Below are 15,912 nucleotides of genomic sequence, written 5' to 3'. Positions count from 1 at the left end.
CGCCCGTCTTCCGCTCCGCCCGCCTTCCGCCGCCCGCCCGCACCGGCCGGTTCGTCCCGGCCGGTGCGTCGCCCCGGTGCGGTTCAGGCGAGCTTGACGACCGCCTTCGCGCGCGTGAGGACCTTCTGGTCGTTCGACTTGGCGGTGAGCGCGACGACGACCTTGTTGCCGTCGAGCTTCTCCTCCACCTGGCCGCTGATCTCCAGCGTCGCGCCGCCCTCGTCGGGCACGACGACCGGCGAGGAGAACCGTACCCCGTAGTCCACCACGGCACCCGGGTCGCCCGCCCAGTCGGTCACGAACCGGCCGCCCTGCGCCATCGTGTACATGCCGTGCGCGATGACGTCCGGCAGGCCCACGGCCTTCGCGACGGACTCGCGCCAGTGGATGGGGTTGAAGTCCCCGGACGCGCCCGCGTACATGACGAGGTTCGCGCGGTCGACCGCGTACGTCTGCGCGGGGATCTCCGTGCCGACCTCGACGTCGGCGTAGTTCACCTTGGCGGTCATCAGGCCCCCCGCTCCACGATCGTGTTGAAGGTCTTGCAGATCAGCTCGCCCTCGACGGTCTTGACGTCGGTCTCGACGACCATCTTCTCGTTGCTGCCGATCGACTTGATCTCGGTGATCGTCGAGGTGCAGGTCACGACGTCGCCGGCGCGGACCGGGCGCGCGTACTCGAACCGCTGCTCACCGTGCACGACCATCGCGTAGTTCAGCCCGAGGTCGGGGTCGGCGAGGCCCGCGTTGCCGAGCGAGACGACGATCGGGAAGGTCGGCGGCGCGATGACGTCGGGGTGCCCGGCCGCCTTCGCCGCCTCCTGATCCCGGTAGACCGGGTTGCGGTCGCCGATCGCGTCGGCGAACTCCCGGATCTTCACTCGGCTGACCTCGTACGGCTCGCTGGGCGGGAAGCTCCGCCCGATGAAATCACGGTTGAGTGCCATGCAATCCCGTCCCTCCAGGTCCAACAGGGCCTCGGTGCCCGCCCGGGCACACGTCGGTGCCGTTTCGAACGGACGGTAACAGAACGACGTTCAGCCCGCCCTCGCGGGTCTCACCGGCGAGGACGGGCTGATCACGTTGGGGCAAGCGTGCGCCGAAGCAGCCGTTTCGCGGGCCGCGTCGGCGCGCTCAACTGCCGGTTCTTCCACGGCGGACGGCTGGGTCCTGCCGGGCGCTCGATTCGGACGCTCGGTTCGGACGCGGCCGGATCAGCGGTGTCCAGGGTGCAAGCGGTGCGTGCGTGCCGACCCCGCGGGAGCGCAGCGGGCAGTTCGTCTTCCGTCCGGAAGCCGCTGTTGTCAGCGGTGTTCGCGGTGGAGACGGTGCGTGCGGCAGTTGGGGCAGTACTTCTTCATCTCCAGGCGGTCCGGGTCGTTGCGCCGGTTCTTCCGGGTGATGTAGTTGCGGTGCTTGCACTCCTGGCAGGCCAGCGTGATCTTCGGCCGGACGTCGGTGGCAGCCACGATGGAGTGCCTTTCTGAGCTGGTGACATGGGACTGCGAACCTCGGCCGCCCGGGGAGGGTGGCCGGTGGTTCGACCCAAGCCTGCTCACCCCCGGGACGGAGCTGAGAGACATGGGTAGTAGCGAGGGCCGGACTTGAACCGGCGACACAGCGATTATGAGCCGCTTGCTCTGCCTGACTGAGCTACCCCGCCGTGATGGTCGGTGTGGACCGGAATGTAAGGATACCGGATGCTCACCGAACCCCGGAAACACGAAAACCCGGATCGCGATCGGGGAATCGGCTTCGAGGGTTCCCGGACCGCTCCCCAGGTTAACGGGTGCGCCGACGACCTGCGAAACGTCCTACTGGAACCGGTGGGACGCTACCACAGCGCCATGTATGGAGCGAATCAGCCGATGCGCCGCCGGAAACGCCGAAGGCCGCCCCGGTACCGGGACGGCCTCTGCGCTGATGAGCCCCTTTACGGAATCGAACCGTAGACCTTCTCCTTACCATGGAGACGCTCTGCCGACTGAGCTAAAGGGGCCTGCGTCGTTCGCGCAGTGAAACCATACACGGAGTCGGGGCCACTTGCGAACTCGTTAACCGCCCCGCCGCGGGCCCCGGGAGGCGTCCGCCCGGCATGCCGCGACCCCGGCCGGGCGGACGGCGTCTTCGCTGGTCAGCGCAACAGGTTGCGGGCGATGACGAGCTGCTGGATCTGGCTCGTCCCCTCGTAGATGCGGAACAGCCTGACGTCGCGGTAGAGGCGCTCGACGGCGACGCCGCGCATGTAGCCCATGCCGCCGTAGACCTGCACGGCGCGGTCGGCGACGCGTCCGACCATCTCGGAGCAGAAGTACTTGGCGGACGAAGGTCCGATCTTGGTGTCCTCGCCCGCGTCGTAGGCCCGCGCCGCTTCGATGACCATCGAGCGTCCCGCGTACAGCTCCGCCTGCGAGTCGGCGATGAGCCCTTGGACGAGCTGGTATTCGCCGATCACGTTGCCGCCCTGGTTGCGTTCCTTCGCGTAGGCGACGGTCTCGTCCAGGATCCTCTGGGCGAGACCCACGCAGACGGCGGAGATGCTGACCCGTCCGTGGGCGAGGGATGCCATGGCGGTGCGGAAGCCGGTTCCCTCCGTCCCGATCAGGTTGCCGGCGGGGACGCGCACGCCGTCGAAGAAGACCTCGGCGGTGTGGGCTCCGCGCTGGCCCATCTTCTGGTCGGACGGGCCGACCTCCAGGCCGCCGGCGCCCTTCTCGACGAGGAACGTGGAGATCCCGCGGGCGCCTTCGCCGCCCGTCCTGGCGAAGACCATGAAGACGTCGGCCTCGGGGGCGTTGGTGATGAACCGCTTCGAGCCGTTGATCACGTAGTCGCCGCCGTCGCGGACCGCGGACGTGGTGAGGGTGCTCGGGTCGGAGCCCGCCTCGGCCTCGGTGAGCGCGAAGGCCCCGATGACCTCGCCGGACGCGAGCTTCGGCAGCCAGGCGTCCTTCTGCTCGCCGGTCCCCGCGTTGACGAGGACCTGCCCGGCGATGCCGTTGCTGGTACCGAACATGGACCGGAAGGCCGGGCTGGCGTAGCCGATCTCGAAGACCAGCCGCACCTCCTCGCTGAGCGAGAGCCCCAGGCCGCCGTACTGCTCGGGCAGTGCGTATCCGAACAGGCCCATCTCCCGGGACGTGCGCCGCAGCCGCTCCGGGATCGCGTCGGTCTCCTCGATCTCCTCCTCGCTGGGGACCACCTGGTCGCGGACGAAGCTGCGGACGGCCTTGAGCACGTCGGCGAAATCCTGAGACTCCATGGAATCATTCTAGAATCAGATTCCAGGATTGGGGCGGGCTTCCGGAGAGTTCCGCGGTGCGCCGCCCGCCTGTGCCAGGGTGATCGACATGCCGTTCCAGCAACGCGTCGATGATGCCGTCCGCGCCGCGCTCGCCGAAGACCGCTCCTTCGGCGACCTCCTGCAGCCGCTCATGGAGGCGACGCGGTCCGCCTCGCCCGCCGAACTGACGGCCGCGCTCCCCCGGCTCGCCGAGGGCATCGCGGAGGCGCCGCCGAACCTCGGCGGCTGGCTCGCCGTCATCTGCGGCGCCTGGATCGAGAACGGCGCCGACCCGGCGCCGGTAGGCCCCGCGCTCGTCAGGCGGATCACCGAGGTCACCGCCGCCGCGCTCGCGTTCGCGAACGCCTGGGAGGAGGCGACCGGCCAGCCGCCGCCCGACATGGAGGGCCGGCCGTCCCAGCAGATCGTCGACACCCTCGTGCCCGCCCTCGAAGGCGACGCGGTGGTCGTCATGCTGGCGTGGTTCGCGCTGCCGCAGTACGCGCTGGCGGGCTGCACGCTCCTGCAGACCGCACCGGACGTGCGGGCCTCGACGGACGACCGCGACCTCCACATCCGGGCCGCCGGGCGGGCCGCCGAGTACCACGGCCAGATGGACCACTACCAGGCGCTGCTGCGCGTCCTGGACGGCGAGCGCCTGCTCGTCCTCGACCGGGCGAGCCGCAGGGGCTGGACGGTCACGATCGGCGGCATCGGCGACAACTTCCAGCTCCACATGCTGCTCGGCGGGGCCCTCATCGGGCGCCCCGGCGGGCCGTCCGGCGACCGCCCCGCACCGGAGGTCCTCGCGACGTTCCTGAACGCCGACGCCCCGCCCGAGCCGCCGACCGTGTCCAGCCCGTGGAACCTCGTCGACGCCCACGGCGAATGGATCTGGAACGAAGGGGTGCCGGCCGACATCCCCGTCGTCAACGGTACCCGCGTCGTCGTGATCGACCCGCCGTCCTACAACCGGTCGTTCCCGGCCGGGCGGCGCTTCCCGATGATGCCGGCCACGCTCCGCGTCGACGCGGAGCACCAGCCGGAGGACCTCGGCACCTGGTGGACGCACGTCAAACCCGCGACGCGTTAGAAGCGCACGAAGACCGCGGTCGCGTCGTCGTGCCGTTTTCCCCGCGGCCCGGTCTCGGTCGTCTCCTCGGCCTCCCTGGTGCGCCTCACGAGTTCCCGCGGCCCGTGCTCGTCAAGGAGGCGCAGGAGGTCGTCCCATCCCATCCGCCCGAACCGCTCCACGAGCCTGGACGCGCCGTCGCTCAGCACCGCCGCCCGCCTCAGGCTTTCGACCGGGACCTCACCGGTCAGCCCTTCATAGGCGGCCTCCGGTCTCGTGCTCGCGACCCAGAAGCCGCCCGGACTGTTGCGCGACCTCCGGACACCCTCCAGCGTGTAGCTGGGCAGATGATCGACACGATCGTCCCGGAAGACCCGCACCTCGCCGACGTCCATCACGATCGGGGAATCGGCCAGGACGAACCACTCCACCGCGCCGCCGCACCGGCGCAGCAGCGACACCGTCGCCGACGGGCTGTCCGGGTTCTCCAGATCGCACGTACCCGTGTGCGCCTCCCCCGTCACCTTGATCGCCTCCGCCACCAGGTCGGGGAGCGGCTGGCCGTCCTCCAGCGCGAGCAGCGCCGCGATCCGGCCGCCGAGCCTGCGCACCAGCCACGCCGGATCGTGCCGGCACCCGCTGTCCACCCCCGCCGGCGCCGTCGCCCCGTCCAGCAGCACGACCCAGCCGGGTCCCGCCGCGACGAAGTCCTCGTTCTCCCGCCCCGGAGTCGCCTCACTCACATAACTCACCTGCACAGATGGAGGTCTACCCCCTGAACCGCCCCGCCGGTGACCGGTAGACCAAAACTCACCCCCGGTCCACATCGAGCGCGAGGCCGTGGGAAGGAAGCCAGGCGAACACGGCATAGTTGGGAGCACTGACGATGAGCGATGACACGGGCGAGAGGCACATCCCGGGCCTGCTGCGCTCGCGGCGCGACGCCGTGCTCGACCGCTGGGTGGAGCTGGCGACGGAGGGGATACACGGCCGCATCACCGAACGCGAGATGCGAACGGAGCTGACCGAGCTGTACGGCCTGGTCGAGCGGGCCCTCGGCGCGGGCGACGGCGACGCCGCCGGCGAACTGCGGGCGGCTCTCGCGGAGATCTCCCGCAACCGCGCCCGCCAGGGCTTCAGCCCCAGCGAGACCGCGATCTGCGTGTTCACGCTCAAACGGGCCGTCCACGAGCAGGTCGAAGCCTCCGGCGGAGGCGGAGCGTATGCCGGGTTCACCGAGTTCTCCAGCTACATCGACGACCTCGGGCTCACGACGTTCGAAACGTACGTCGCCACCCGCGAGCAGGTCATCACCGACCAGGCCGCGCAACTGCTGGAGCTGTCCACGCCGGTGGTGAAGATGTGGGACGGCGTCCTCGGGGTGCCGCTGGTCGGCACCCTGGACTCGGCACGCACCCAGGTCGTGATGGAGACGATGCTGCAGATGCTCGCCGACACGGGCTCGCGGTTCGCCGTGATCGACATCACCGGCGTCGCGGCGGTCGACACCCAGGTCGCGCAGCACCTGCTGAAGACGGCGAGGGCGGCACGGCTGATGGGCGCCGAATGCGTCATCTCGGGCATCCGGCCGCAGATCGCGCACACGATCGCGGCGCTCGGCATCGAGTTCGGCGACATCGTCACCAAGGCGTCCCTGGCCGACGCGCTGGCGCACGCGCTGCGGGGCCTCGACCTGCGGATCGTCGCCAGGACGGACGCCTGATGGAACGCGTGCCGATCCTCAAGCTCGGGCGGTTCCTGCTGGTGTCGATCCAGATCGACCTGGAGGATCAGTCCGTTCTCAGGCTCCAGGAGGAACTGGCGGAGGAGATCGTCCGCACCGGGGCCCACGGGGTGATCATCGACATCTCCGCCGTCGACATCGTCGACTCCTTCATCGGCCGGACGTTCTCCACCATCGCCGCGATGTCGCGGCTGATGGACGCCGCGACCGTGGTCGTCGGGATGCGTCCCGCCGTCGCGATCACCCTGGTGGAACTCGGCCTGTCGCTGGACGGCGTCCGCACCGCCCTGGACCTGGAGCAGGGGATGCGGCTGCTAGAGGCATCGCTGGACGACCGGTGACCACCCCGTCCGCCGCCGAGGTCCCCATCGCCTCCAACGAGGACGTGGTCCGCGTGCGGCAGCTCGTGCGGGCCGCCGCGTCCGAGGCCGGCCTGTCGCTCGTCAACCAGACCAAGATCATCACGGCGGCCAGCGAGCTGGCCCGCAACACCCTGGTGTACGGCGGGGGCGGCTCGGCCCGCATCGAGCGGACCGTGGGCGCCCGCGGCCAGGCCTGCCTCCGCGTCACCTTCACCGACGACGGGCCCGGCATCGCCGACACCGCACAGGCCATGGCCGACGGATGGACCACCGGCGACGGCCTCGGCCTCGGCCTGTCCGGTGCCCGCCGCCTGGCCGACGAGTTCGAACTGGAGAGCAGCCCGGGCAAGGGCACCAGAGTGGTGGTGGTCCAGTGGATCCGCTGACCGCCACCGGCTGGACGGCCAGCCCGGCCGCGGACGAGTCGAGGTGGTTGCGGGCCGAGGACGCCAGCGCCGCCGCCGGGGCGCGGCGCGAGATCACCGTGCTCGCCGAGCGGCTCGGCTTCGCCGGGGAACGGCTCGGCCAGGTCCAGCTCGTGGCCAGCGAGTCCGCCACCAACCTCGTCAAGCACGCCGAGAAGGGCGAGCTGCTGGTGCGGATCGTCCGCCGCGGCCGCACCGCGGCCCTGGAGATCGTCTGCCTCGACCACGGTCCCGGCATCGCCGACGTGTCACGCTCCCGTCTGGGCGGGTACTCGACCAGCGGCACGCTGGGCCTCGGGCTCGGCGCCATCGAGCGGCTCGCCGACCAGAGCGGGCTGCATTCGCTCCCCCGGGCCGGGACCACGCTGTTCGCCCGTTTCCGGCAGCCGGACGAGGCCTCCGGGACGGCCGCGCCCGTGTCCGGCCCGCCGTTCGCCGGACTGACCCGGCCCATCGACGGCGAGCGGGAATGCGGCGACGCCTACGCGGCGACCGCCGCGGACGGCACGGTGTACGCGATGCTCTGCGATGGCCTCGGGCACGGCCCCATGGCGGCGCATGCGGCCCAGGAGGCCGTCCGCGCGATGCGGGACACCCCGCTCCCGGCGCGTCCCGCCGAGATCCTGGAACGGATCCACCGGCGGCTGCGCCCCACCAGGGGCGGCACGGTCGCCGTCGCGGCGATCGACCCGGACGCCGGACGGGTGCGCTACGCCGGGCTCGGGAACATCGCCGGCTGGATCGTCCACCCGGCCGGCCGGACCGGAATGATCTCGGTTCCCGGCATCGCCGGCACGGGCGCGCACCTGCGCGAACAGGTCTACGACCTGCCGCCGGGGGCGGCCGTGGTGCTGCACTCCGACGGCCTCACCGACCGCTGGGACCCCGCCCGCCTCCCGGCGCCCACCGGCGCCGACCCCCTGCTGTTCGCGGCGGTCCTGTTGCGCGACGCCGGGGTCCGGCACGATGACCGTTGCGTGCTCGCGGTGACCACGCCCGGAAAGGGGTGACGGCGTGCGCGACGACCTGGTGAGCATCGAGATCAGTGAAGCGACGGGCGTCTTCGCCGTCCGGCAGGCCGGCCGGCACGCCGCCGCCGCGCTCCACTTCACCGACCACGACCAGGTCAGGGTCGCCACCGCGCTCAGCGAGGTCGGCCGGGAACTGTTCAGCCATTCCGGTGGGGCCACAGCCGCCTTCACGCTGGACTGGGACGGAGCCCCCGCCCTGGTCATCGAGTTCGACTGCAAGGAACGTCCCGGGGTGGACATCCCCCGGGACGGCATTCTGGCCGCCACCCGGCTGGTCGACCACGTCGAGGAGGACGACACCGGAGACCGCCACCTCGTCCGGGTCCGCAAGAACCTCCCGGCAGGCGGCGCCCGCATCACCGGCACCGAGCTGGAGGACCTGCGCACCATGCTGCGCGGGCTGTACCCCGTCTCGGCTCTGGAGGAACTGCGCACGCAGAACGCCGAGCTGATCGAAGCCCTGGAAGAAGCCCGGCGCAAACGCGAGGAGGTCCGGCACCCCAACTCCGAGCTGGAGGAGACCGACCACGGCGTGGTGGCGCTCTACACGGAGCTCTCCGAAGAGCTGGAGAAGACCAACCAGGGGGTGGTGGCGCTGTACGCGGAACTGGACGAGAAGACCGACCAGCTGCGCGAGGCCGGGGAGTCCAAGAACCGGTTCTGGGCCTCCATCAGCCACGAGCTGCGCACCCCCGTCAACTCGATCATCGGCCTCGCCCGGCTGCTGCTCGATCCGGCCGCGGACCCTCTCCACGACGAGCAACGGCGGCAGATCTCACTGATCGACGACACCGGCCAGACCCTGCTCGCGCTGGTGAACGAACTGCTGGACATGGCCAAGGCCGAACAGGGCCACCTGGAGCCGCACCCGTCCCCGGTGGACCCCCGCGCCCTGGCGGACCAGTTGTCCGCGCTCATGGCGCCGACGGCGGAACGGACCGGCCCGACCCTCACCGTGGACACCGACGGCGCTCCGCCCGTCCTGGTCACCGACGAGGTGATGCTGACGCGGCTGCTGCGCAACCTGCTCGGAAACGGGCTGAAGTTCACGGACGAGGGCGAGGTGCGGCTGACCGTCCGGTCCACGCCGGAGCACGTGGAGTTCGCCGTGGCCGACACCGGCAGAGGCATCCCGCCCGCCGAACTGGAACGGGTCTTCGAGGAGTTCTACCAGGTACCCGGGTACAAAACGGAGGGGACGGGCCTCGGCCTCCCCTACTCCAGGCACCTCGCCCGGCTGCTCGGCGGCGACCTCACCCTGGACAGCACGGTCGGCGAGGGAACGACGGCCACGCTGCGGCTGCCGTCGCGGCCACCCCCGCACGCCGGCGAACCGCAGGCACGGGAGGACCGATGACGGACGGGGAGCACATCACCACGCTGGTCGTCGACGACAACGACACCAAGCGGTACATCATCGCCAGCTGGCTGCGGCGCGCCGGTCACACCGTCGTGAACGCCACCACCGCCGCCGAGGCCTGGCAGCGGCTCGCCGAACACGACGTGAACCTGATCGTCCTGGACGTCAAACTGCCCGACGTGAGCGGCATCGAGGTGAGCGCGCGGCTCAGGGCGGACCCGGAGGCCTCCTCCGTGCCCATCATCCAGATCTCGGCCTGGGCCGTGAAGTCCACCGACCGCACGCACGGGCTCCGGCAGGGCGCCGACGCCTACCTCACCGACCCGATCGACCCGGACGAGTTCCTCGCGACGGTCGAGTCGGTCCTGCGCTACTCCCGGGCGCGGGTACGGGCCGAGCTGATGGCCGAGCGGATGGCCGCGTTCACCCGCACGTCCCTCGCCATCAACGCGGCCGAGACCTTCGAGGAACTCACGATGGTCACGGCGCACGGCGCCTTCGAGATCTTCGGCGAGCCCGCCTCCGTGCTCGTCCTGCCCCCGGACGAGCGCCCCCGGCGGGCGGTCACCCTGGACGGCACCCCCGCCCAGCGCACGAGCCCGGCCAGGGTGTTCGACCGGCTGCCCGGCCTCCTGGAACTCGGCGACGAGGCCGGGACGGACGTGGCCTTCGTGACGGCGGCACAGTGGAAGTCCGTGCTGCCCGACGCGGTCGCCCAAGGCGACGTCGCCGTGGTGATGTCACGCCCCAAACGCGGCGACACCCCGGTCTGCATCGGCATCGAGGCCGCCGGCGAGCCGGACGACGTGGACCTCATCGTCCTGCGCCAGCTCGGTCAGGCACTCGCCCTGGCCATGGGCGCGCTGCGGTCCTTCACCGAACAGCGCCTGATCTCGCTGACCCTGCAGCGCAGCCTGCTCCCGTCGCAGCACCCGTCCGTCCCCGGCTGGACGTTCTCCGTCCGCTACGAGCCCGCCAGCGAGCAGGCCGAGGTGGGCGGCGACTTCTACGAGGTGCTCGACCGCGGCGACCACGTCCTGGTCGCGATCGGCGACGTGCAGGGGCACTCCCTGTACGCGGCCACGGTGATGGCGGAGATCCGGCACGCATTGCGCGCCTACGCCGCCGAAGGCCACGACGCCGTCACGATCCTGCGGCTCCTGAACGGCCTCATGCTGCGCTACCACGACGACCAGACGGCCACGATGAGCCTGATGACCCTGGACCCCCGGACCGGCTCCGTCCAGATCGCCAACGCCGGGCACCTGGCCCCGCTGTACGTCAACGACGGCGAGGCCCACTACGGCGCGGGCGGCGGCGTCCTCCTCGGCTTCCCCATCGACAGGGTGGCGATCGAGCAGACCGAGGTCCCACCCGGCGGCACGGTCGTGCTGATCACCGACGGCCTGATCGAGGACCGCGGCATCCCCCTGTCGGACAACTTGGAACGCCTCCGCACCATCGCCGTCCCCGTCAACGACGACCTGGAACACTACAGCGACCGCCTCATCGCCGAATTCGGCCACCGGGAAGACGACGTAGCCCTGATCGCCCTCCGCCGCTCCCATTGACGGAAGTCTCCCTGACCACGTTCGTCTGGGACGACACGGCGCCCCTCAGCGGCACACCATGCCGCCGCCGCGACCATCAACGAGACCAGGCTGACCATTCCCAGCAGAATCCCCGGGGCGTCGGCGGTCACGGCACCACAAGGGCCCGGACCATGGTCTCGACGATCTGCGCGATCTCCCGCCGCGCGGCGGACCGGTCGGGAGCGGCGTTCAGGTACAGCGCGGCCTCATCAGCGATCGCGAGCAGGATATGGGCCAACGGCTTGACCTGCAGCGGGAGCAGTACGCCGTCGGTCGCGGCCTTCGCGAGCACGAACTCGATCAGCCCGAGGACGTGCGGCTGGCAGATGGCCCGCCAGCGCGCCCAGCCGAGCACCGACGGGCCGTCTATCAGCACGATCTGCTGCACCTCGGGGCTCTCGCAGGCTTCGAACCACGCATCCATGGCGCGCAGCATGACCGCGACGAGATCGTCGTCGCCGTCCGACGGCATCACCGCCACCAGGCGCTGGGTGACGGAGGCCTCGACATCGGCCAGCACCTCGGCGAACAGCTCGGTCTTGTCGCCGAACTGGTGGTAGAGCGCTCCCCGGCTGACCCCGGCCTCACGGACCAGGGTCTCGGTGGCGACGGCCGCGTACCCCTGTTCGGCGAAGAGCGTCCTGCCCGCCGCGATCAGGGCGGCACGGGTCGCCGCAGTCCGATCCGCTTGCGTCCGCCGCGACACTTTCATACACTCTGCCCGTAAGTAACATGCACACTGTATGTTACTTCACCGGGTGAAGGAGTCATCCCATGCCAGCGATCGACCTTCCCAGCGGTACCGTCCACTACCGCGTCACAGGGCCCGGTACACCCGCCGCACCGCCCGTCGTGTTCGTCCACGCGTTCCTCCTCAACGGCGCGGTGTGGTCCGACGTCGCCGACCTCCTCGCCGAAAAGGGCGTCCGGTCGTACGCACCGGACTGGCCGCTCGGCGCCCACCAAGCGCCGATGCACGCCGATGCCGATCAGTCGCCACGCGGAGTCGCCCGCCAGATACTGGCATTCCTCGAAGCGCTGGACCTGCACGACGTCACACTCGTCGGCAGCGACACGGGAGGGGCGCTCGTCCAGTTCCTCCTCGACACCGACCCGAGCCGGGTCGGACGCGTGGTGCTAACGAACTGCGACGCGTTCGACACGTTCCCACCGTTCCCATTCAGCATCATCTTCAGGCTGCTCAAGGGGAGCCGGCGGATGAAGGCCAACCTCCTTCCGATGCGCAACCGGATCTTCCGCCACTCACCACTGGGATTCGGATTGCTCGCGGGCAGCCTCGACGCCGACATGACCCGCTCATGGATCGAGCCTGCCCTCACGCAGCCCGAGATCCGCAGGGACGCCGTCCGCTTCCTCCGTGCCGCCGACCCGCGCGAACTCCTCGACGTGTCGACCCGCTTGAAGAACTACCGAGGACAGGTCCGCATCCTGTGGGGCATGGCAGACCGTTCATTCAAGCCCGCCCTCGGACGGCGCCTCCAGCAAGCCTTCAACGACGCCGAATTCGTAGAAGTGCCGGGCGCCAAGACCCTCGTCCAGATCGACGCACCACACACTCTGGCCGACCAAATCGCCGATGCCTCACTCCCGATGCACTAGGCGCGGTCGACGGTCAACCCTGCTCGCTATTGATAGGAAAGAAACGTTCCGTGCCCGCCATCCAGGCGGCGAGCACAAGCGCACCTGTTTCGAACGCGACGAGATCGGCGTCCCACCGCGAGTCCCTGCCCTGCCGCGCCCGGCGCAGCAGCACCACGCCCCCCACGAGGTTCACCCCCGCCCACACGGCGTTGACGGCCGGCCCGGAGTCCCGTCCTGCCAACGGCGTCAGATGCCGTCGCCCAGTAACCGCAGTAGCGAGATGCGGGGCAACGTTGGCGACCAGTACCCCGGCAACGAATGACTGGACTCGCGAAGCTCTCATCCCGAAAGGCTAATGCCAACGCACCGGCGAGCGCGGCCGGGAACCAGCCATGGCAGGCCTCGTCCTGGGCTCGCTCGGCCTCACGCTCTGGATCATCCTGATGGGCGTCATGGCCGCCTTCTCCCCCTGGCCATGAAGCAACTCCAGCGGCCAGGGCCCCCGTGACCCGGTTGAGGGCGTGGTCAACCTGCCGGAGACTGCCGCTATGGCCCCCACCTTCGTCCTCCTTGATCCCGACGGCACCGGCGGCGCCCGCTGGCTCTACGTCGTGGTCGAAGCCAAGACGCGGGTCATCTACCAGCAGCAGTACGGCGGAACCGCCTGCCGCCTGGGCCAGACGGAGGGCTTCGTCGTCCCGCTGTCCGCCCCCGACGAGCTGGACGCGCTGCGCGAACTGTTCGAGAAGTACTTCCGTGGCGCCGGCACCTGGAACCACACGTGGCCGGATGACGAGCGAGACAGGCTCCGCAGAACCATCGAATCCATCCGCTACTGGGTGTGCGACGGGACGACCGAGGAACCACATGACCTCACCTTGGACGAGAGCCGGATCCACGAAGCCGACGAGGCCTGGATCCCGGTGATCACCCCGGACGGCCCCGGCATGCTCGTGTGGCACAACTCAGACTGACCCCCTGGCCCCCCTCTGAGCGGCCCTGTATCTGAAGTCGACGAAGGACGTCGCATGACGTCGGTCCGGGTACGTCCTGAGCACTGGTACACCCGGGACTACAAGCCTTGCCGGCACCCGGCAGCTCGGCGCGCCCGCCCCCGCTAATGCAGTTGCCGCAGTCCCCAGGCCAGGTCGGCCGGTGGGCTGCGTCCGAGGGAAGGAGCCTCCCGCGAACGCGCGTGCGACACTTCACTACCTAACGCGGTCAGGCCTCTGTATGGCTGCTCATTAGTCCGCTGATGATCGGAGGGCTGCCCCCCTGGGCCGCTCCAGGGGCTCCGGTTGCGCCGGGCCCCTTCGCCGTTCCCGGCGCGACCCGCGGGGACGCACTCGGACTCATTCCGCGTACATTCCGCGGCCGGTGACACCCGGGGGATCTTGGAAAGCGAACAGCCTCTGACCGTTTGCACTGGTCAGAGGCTGTTCCAGCGTGTGTGGCGGGTGCAGGGTTCGAACCTGCGTAGGCTAAGCCGACGGATTTACAGTCCCACCGCCAAACCGTCCTGACCTGCACGTTCGCTGCTCCAGGCCCAAACTTCGGCCCGTATTCGGCCCAAAGGGTGCGTCACGCGAACGGTCGAGTGGTCGGGCGAGGGGACCGAGCCCGCAGAACCCCCGCGCAACAGCGCTGAATGTCGCGCGGCATCGATCGGTCTCCGCCACACACCCGCACCGATCAGGCAGGACGATCGCCTGACCTGGGCAATCTCGAACAAGACTCACCACTGACCTCCCGTTTCACACCTCTTGACGCCGTCCGCACCGGCTGATCCATGTAGATTCACGGAAACCAATTGCGACCATCTCAAACCACTGATAAACACTTAGGGCCTGCACCACACCATCAATGAACGGAGACACGCCATATTCGTCAACACTGTCTTTACTTTGAATACGGAACCGCCAGCCGCAACAGGAGGTCCCCAACGTCGCGAGGCATAATCAATCCAAGCCCTTCCAAGGGCCCCACCCGGCGTATCGAACCCTGCTGCAAAGCCGACTGGAGCAGCGAACCCGGGAAATTGCTTTCTATGGCTGTTTCATCCAGAAAGAAAGGCAACCATGTTTCCCGCACCGCAAACCCCCTCGGGTTCCCCTTCACCAGGAAATGCACCCTCAGAGCCGCACGCCGAGCTATACAGACTAGCTCTGGTCGTGATGCACATTGTTGTATTCTTCTCACTGCTCGGCCAGGGTTACTCCGCCCAGCATGCCGTTGGCCTAGCCTTGGCAGTCAGTCTGAGCGCCACCACTGTCGCCAATCGATTCAGAGACCGAACAGAGGATCCGAGGTAGGCCGCAATGGAACCCTTCCCCTCCGCAGTATCAGTTACAGAGAACACTGATATACGCAGTACGTTATGGGGCACTCCCCTCTATTCTCTGAGGCTAATTGTCGTGAAAGTCGACGACGAAACCTTTAAGGAAATGACAAAGGAGGTGTATACGATTTGGGAGCATACGGTACTTCAAGGCATCGCTTTGCTGATGAATGCAATATGCGACCCAAATCCGAAGATCTCACTATATACCGCAGTAAAAGATGTCGGATTCAAAGCAGACGTGCGCCATGACGATGTCTGGCGTCTCTTGACTCTGGATTACTTCGGTGTCTACCGCGATCGTCTTCGAGAGACAACGCTTCAGCATGCCGTTGAAAGAGCTCGCAAGATTCTCATTGCCTGCGAAAGAGAGGATCTCGTCACGCTTTACGAGCAGGTAATGGAAGAGGTAGAGAACGTCACTGCACGTAAGGCGATCATCAGGGAGCGTCAGCAGCGGGAACGCACTAAAGAGCCCCGCCTCCGACCAAATCTAGTACTGCAACCGACCAATAAGGCCGCTCCCGACGCTAATGTCTCAACGAGACTCATCCCGGATGCTCCCGGACAAGACCTCAAGCCTGATCCAATCGATGTTGCCACAGTCGAACAACTGGTGGAGTTGTTGAGAGAGCTGCACCATTATGCGGGAGATGTGCCTCTACGGGAACTGGCCCGCAGAATTGACCAAAAAGTCGCACACTCGACTTTTAGTGTAATGCTCAGCAATCATAATAAACTTCCGAGGCAGCGAACAATGGTGGCCTTTGTACGCGCTCTTGGATGCACCGAGGAAGACGTTAGCAGTTGGGTGAGCGCATTGCGCCGGGTGGAGAATATTCGTCGCGGACGCTTCTGAAGATCTCGAATAATCCTCGGCCGCGTAGGACTACGACCAGCTCACGTTCGACCGGGACTTCTACGGCACGCTTGATTGTTGCCTAGCTGTCTTCCGGCGAAATGACTGCTTGAGGCTCCCCGCCGGCGTCGCCCTGGGGTGGCTTGGCTACGAACGTGCCCTTGCCGTGCACGGTGACTATCAGGCCACGGTCACGAAACTCCTGTGTCCCGGCACAACCACCCGTAGAAGCCCGCAAACGATCA

17 protein-coding genes and 2 tRNA genes are annotated in these 15,912 nt (G+C 68.5%); 10 read left to right on the top strand and 9 right to left on the bottom strand.

The window, feature by feature from the left end:
* Nucleotides 1–83: 83 nt before the first annotated feature.
* From E1285_RS06385 to E1285_RS06360, 6 genes are all read right to left on the bottom strand, one after another.
* A complete protein-coding gene (locus E1285_RS06385; RefSeq protein WP_132149044.1) occupies nucleotides 84–509 on the bottom strand; it encodes a MaoC family dehydratase in 426 nt (141 codons plus the stop codon).
* Nucleotides 509–946 carry a MaoC family dehydratase N-terminal domain-containing protein gene (locus E1285_RS06380; RefSeq protein WP_132149042.1) on the bottom strand — a complete coding sequence of 146 codons (438 nt, stop codon included), beginning with the start codon at nucleotides 944–946 and terminating at the stop codon, nucleotides 509–511. The genes E1285_RS06385 and E1285_RS06380 overlap by 1 nt, the downstream gene beginning before the upstream one ends.
* Before the next feature lie 357 nt (nucleotides 947–1,303).
* Nucleotides 1,304–1,468: a 50S ribosomal protein L33 gene (gene rpmG / locus E1285_RS06375; RefSeq protein WP_131876068.1), complete on the bottom strand. Its 165-nt coding sequence runs from the start codon at nucleotides 1,466–1,468 to the stop codon at nucleotides 1,304–1,306.
* A 120-nt stretch (nucleotides 1,469–1,588) separates the two neighbouring features.
* Nucleotides 1,589–1,662 (bottom strand) — tRNA-Met (locus E1285_RS06370).
* 263 nt (nucleotides 1,663–1,925) lie between these two features.
* Nucleotides 1,926–1,998: transfer RNA gene (locus E1285_RS06365), tRNA-Thr, on the bottom strand.
* 135 nt (nucleotides 1,999–2,133) lie between these two features.
* Nucleotides 2,134–3,261, bottom strand: coding sequence for an acyl-CoA dehydrogenase family protein (locus E1285_RS06360; protein ID WP_132149040.1), 1,128 nt, complete (start codon nucleotides 3,259–3,261; stop codon nucleotides 2,134–2,136).
* Nucleotides 3,262–3,349: 88 nt separating this feature from the next.
* On the opposite strand from E1285_RS06360, the gene E1285_RS06355 reads away from it, so the two are divergent.
* Nucleotides 3,350–4,375 carry a hypothetical protein gene (locus tag E1285_RS06355; protein ID WP_132149038.1) on the top strand — a complete coding sequence of 342 codons (1,026 nt, stop codon included), beginning with the start codon at nucleotides 3,350–3,352 and terminating at the stop codon, nucleotides 4,373–4,375.
* Here E1285_RS06355 and E1285_RS06350 read toward each other — a convergent pair.
* Nucleotides 4,372–5,097: a protein phosphatase 2C domain-containing protein gene (locus E1285_RS06350; protein ID WP_243722599.1), complete on the bottom strand. Its 726-nt coding sequence runs from the start codon at nucleotides 5,095–5,097 to the stop codon at nucleotides 4,372–4,374. The genes E1285_RS06355 and E1285_RS06350 overlap by 4 nt on opposite strands.
* 143 nt (nucleotides 5,098–5,240) lie before the next feature.
* On the opposite strand from E1285_RS06350, the gene E1285_RS06345 reads away from it, so the two are divergent.
* Genes E1285_RS06345 through E1285_RS06320 form a run of 6 tightly spaced genes read left to right on the top strand, consistent with a single transcriptional unit; the run spans nucleotide 5,241 to nucleotide 10,847 of the window.
* Nucleotides 5,241–6,077 (top strand): STAS domain-containing protein, encoded by an 837-nt coding sequence (locus E1285_RS06345; protein WP_207946438.1) that lies wholly within the window; start codon nucleotides 5,241–5,243, stop codon nucleotides 6,075–6,077.
* Nucleotides 6,077–6,439 carry an STAS domain-containing protein gene (locus E1285_RS06340; protein WP_132149034.1) on the top strand — a complete coding sequence of 121 codons (363 nt, stop codon included), beginning with the start codon at nucleotides 6,077–6,079 and terminating at the stop codon, nucleotides 6,437–6,439. Before E1285_RS06345 ends, E1285_RS06340 begins: the two co-directional genes overlap by 1 nt.
* Nucleotides 6,436–6,846, top strand: a complete 411-nt coding sequence (locus E1285_RS06335) for an anti-sigma regulatory factor (RefSeq protein ID WP_132149032.1) — start codon at nucleotides 6,436–6,438, stop codon at nucleotides 6,844–6,846. Before E1285_RS06340 ends, E1285_RS06335 begins: the two co-directional genes overlap by 4 nt.
* Nucleotides 6,834–7,895, top strand: coding sequence for a SpoIIE family protein phosphatase (locus E1285_RS06330; RefSeq protein WP_132149030.1), 1,062 nt, complete (start codon nucleotides 6,834–6,836; stop codon nucleotides 7,893–7,895). Before E1285_RS06335 ends, E1285_RS06330 begins: the two co-directional genes overlap by 13 nt.
* A 4-nt stretch (nucleotides 7,896–7,899) precedes the next feature.
* On the top strand, nucleotides 7,900–9,273 hold the full coding sequence (locus E1285_RS06325; protein ID WP_132149028.1) for an ATP-binding protein: 1,374 nt from the start codon (nucleotides 7,900–7,902) through the stop codon (nucleotides 9,271–9,273).
* The gene (locus tag E1285_RS06320; protein WP_132149026.1) at nucleotides 9,270–10,847 is read left to right on the top strand and encodes a fused response regulator/phosphatase; all 1,578 of its coding nucleotides are present in this window, start codon (nucleotides 9,270–9,272) and stop codon (nucleotides 10,845–10,847) included. Before E1285_RS06325 ends, E1285_RS06320 begins: the two co-directional genes overlap by 4 nt.
* A 127-nt stretch (nucleotides 10,848–10,974) precedes the next feature.
* Here the strand turns inward: E1285_RS06320 and E1285_RS06315 are convergent, their stop codons facing one another.
* Nucleotides 10,975–11,574 (bottom strand): TetR/AcrR family transcriptional regulator, encoded by a 600-nt coding sequence (locus E1285_RS06315; RefSeq protein WP_207946437.1) that lies wholly within the window; start codon nucleotides 11,572–11,574, stop codon nucleotides 10,975–10,977.
* Between the two features lie 68 nt (nucleotides 11,575–11,642).
* Between E1285_RS06315 and E1285_RS06310 the strand changes: the two genes are divergently transcribed.
* Nucleotides 11,643–12,488: an alpha/beta fold hydrolase gene (locus E1285_RS06310; protein ID WP_132149022.1), complete on the top strand. Its 846-nt coding sequence runs from the start codon at nucleotides 11,643–11,645 to the stop codon at nucleotides 12,486–12,488.
* Between the two features lie 13 nt (nucleotides 12,489–12,501).
* Here the strand turns inward: E1285_RS06310 and E1285_RS45370 are convergent, their stop codons facing one another.
* Nucleotides 12,502–12,645, bottom strand: a complete 144-nt coding sequence (locus E1285_RS45370) for a hypothetical protein (protein ID WP_165966482.1) — start codon at nucleotides 12,643–12,645, stop codon at nucleotides 12,502–12,504.
* A 373-nt stretch (nucleotides 12,646–13,018) separates the two neighbouring features.
* Between E1285_RS45370 and E1285_RS06305 the strand changes: the two genes are divergently transcribed.
* Both E1285_RS06305 and E1285_RS06300 read left to right on the top strand, forming a co-directional pair.
* Nucleotides 13,019–13,444, top strand: a complete 426-nt coding sequence (locus E1285_RS06305) for a DUF6210 family protein (protein WP_132149020.1) — start codon at nucleotides 13,019–13,021, stop codon at nucleotides 13,442–13,444.
* A 1,440-nt stretch (nucleotides 13,445–14,884) separates the two neighbouring features.
* On the top strand, nucleotides 14,885–15,667 hold the full coding sequence (locus E1285_RS06300) for a hypothetical protein (protein WP_132149018.1): 783 nt from the start codon (nucleotides 14,885–14,887) through the stop codon (nucleotides 15,665–15,667).
* Nucleotides 15,668–15,912: the final 245 nt, after the last annotated feature.

The sequence above is a fragment of the Actinomadura sp. 7K507 genome, assembly GCF_004348425.1.
Lineage (GTDB): Bacteria > Actinomycetota > Actinomycetes > Streptosporangiales > Streptosporangiaceae > Spirillospora.
This window is presented reverse-complemented; position numbering and strand designations above follow the sequence as displayed.

What these genes read in the sequence shown, in the direction of transcription:
- E1285_RS06385 (WP_132149044.1), bottom strand. Translation starts at nt 509, where the DNA reads ATGACCGCCAAGGTGAACTACGCCGACGTCGAGGTCGGCACGGAGATC.
- E1285_RS06380 (WP_132149042.1), bottom strand. Translation starts at nt 946, where the DNA reads ATGGCACTCAACCGTGATTTCATCGGGCGGAGCTTCCCGCCCAGCGAG.
- E1285_RS06360 (WP_132149040.1), bottom strand. Translation starts at nt 3,261, where the DNA reads ATGGAGTCTCAGGATTTCGCCGACGTGCTCAAGGCCGTCCGCAGCTTC.
- E1285_RS06355 (WP_132149038.1), top strand. Translation starts at nt 3,350, where the DNA reads ATGCCGTTCCAGCAACGCGTCGATGATGCCGTCCGCGCCGCGCTCGCC.
- E1285_RS06345 (WP_207946438.1), top strand. Translation starts at nt 5,241, where the DNA reads ATGAGCGATGACACGGGCGAGAGGCACATCCCGGGCCTGCTGCGCTCG.
- E1285_RS06340 (WP_132149034.1), top strand. Translation starts at nt 6,077, where the DNA reads ATGGAACGCGTGCCGATCCTCAAGCTCGGGCGGTTCCTGCTGGTGTCG.
- E1285_RS06320 (WP_132149026.1), top strand. Translation starts at nt 9,270, where the DNA reads ATGACGGACGGGGAGCACATCACCACGCTGGTCGTCGACGACAACGAC.
- E1285_RS06310 (WP_132149022.1), top strand. Translation starts at nt 11,643, where the DNA reads ATGCCAGCGATCGACCTTCCCAGCGGTACCGTCCACTACCGCGTCACA.
- E1285_RS06305 (WP_132149020.1), top strand. Translation starts at nt 13,019, where the DNA reads ATGGCCCCCACCTTCGTCCTCCTTGATCCCGACGGCACCGGCGGCGCC.